The 1,576-nt window shown below is 68.0% G+C and carries 1 protein-coding gene and 1 pseudogene; one reads left to right on the top strand and one right to left on the bottom strand.

The features are described 5' to 3' along the window. The coding region (locus VG296_RS19690; protein ID WP_325567662.1) for a DEAD/DEAH box helicase at nucleotides 1-1,356 on the top strand (1,356 nt) is incomplete at its 5' end. 112 nt (nucleotides 1,357-1,468) lie between these two features. Here the strand turns inward: VG296_RS19690 and VG296_RS32955 are convergent. Continuing rightward, a pseudogene (locus VG296_RS32955) lies at nucleotides 1,469-1,576 on the bottom strand (methylenetetrahydrofolate reductase); the annotation flags it as partial.

Genomic DNA, 1,576 nt, shown 5'->3' on the forward strand with positions numbered 1-1,576 from the left:
CTCGACCAGTCCCTGCTCAAGGTATCGCTGCGCGGTTACCAGGCGTTCGGCGCGAAGTTCGCGCTGGTCCAGGAGCGGGTGATCCTCGGCGACGAGATGGGCCTGGGCAAGACGATAGAGTCACTCGCCGCGATGTGCCACCTGGCGGCCAAGGGCGCGACGCACTTCCTGGTCGTCTGCCCGGCGAGCGTGGTCATCAACTGGACGCGCGAGGTGGAGCGGCACACGCTGCTCGAGGCCCGTCGGCTCCACCTGCCAGGCGCGAAGCGGCGGGCGGCCGAGCAGGAGTGGGCGGCCAACGGCGGCGTTGCCGTCACGACGTTCGAGGCGCTGCGCACCATGCCGGGAGACCTGGACGTCGCGGTGGCGATGATGGTCGTCGACGAGGCGCACTACGCGAAGAACCCGAACGCGTTGCGCACCCAGGCGGTTAGCGAGTGGGCCGACCGGAGCAGGCGGGCACTGTTCCTGACGGGGACCCCGATGGAGAACAGGGTCGAGGAGTTCCGGGTTCTCGTCGGGCACCTGCGCCCGCAAGTCGCCGAAGACCTGCACATCAAGGATGAGGCGCTGGATGGCACGAGGTTCCGGGAGCAGGTGGCGCCCGTTTACCTGCGGCGTAATCAGGAAGACGTGCTCAGCGAACTGCCGAGCCGGCTGGAGACCCAGGAGTGGGTGGCGCTCGAGGGAGCGGCGATGCGCGCGTACCGGAAGGCGGTACTCGAAGGGAACTTCATGGCGATGCGCCGGGCCGCGTTCGACCCGGGCACGGTGAAGGGATCGGCCAAGCTCCGGCGGCTGGTGGAGATCGTCAGCGAGGCAGCAGACGGCGGGCGCAAGGTCATCGTGTTCTCGTACTTCCGCGACGTGCTTGAGACGGTGGCCGAGGTGCTGTCCGGGCGTGACGGCGTCCCCGGCATCACCGTCGTCGGCCCGCTGACCGGGGGCATTTCGCCGGCCGACCGCCAGGCGATGGTGGACGAGCTCACGAACGTCAAAGGACCCGCGGTGCTGATCTCCCAGATCCAGGCGGGCGGCGTGGGCCTGAACATCCAGGCCGCGTCGGTGATCATCATCGCCGAGCCGCAACTGACGCCGTCAATCGAGGAGCAGGCGATCGCCCGCGCGCACCGGATGGGCCAGGTTCGCCGGGTGGACGTACACCGGCTGCTGTGCGAGGACAGCGTCGACCAGCGAATCCTCGAACTGCTTGCTGACAAGCGCGAGGCGTTCGACGAGTACGCGCGTCGCAGCGACATGGCGAACGCGACACCGGACGCGGTGGAAACCGGCTCAGAGACCGAACTGCGGCAGGCGATCGTGGCCGCGGAACGCACCCGGCTCAAGGCAGCGTGAATCAAGCGGGCAGTACAGGCATGAGGCCCGCCCGTCACGGCGAGGCCCTCACGTACCCAGCATGTGGTTCAGTCCCTGAGGCCGTGGCTCGTACTCGCGGTTGAAGTTCGGTTTCCAGCATGGCGGCGACCTGACGGTAGCGGCCCACAGATACCAGATGCACACCGTTGAAAGCACCGCTCTCACGGATCGCCAGCACCTGCTGACACGCAGCCTCCAC

The organism is Actinospica sp. (assembly GCF_035552695.1).
GTDB lineage: Bacteria > Actinomycetota > Actinomycetes > Streptomycetales > Catenulisporaceae > Actinospica.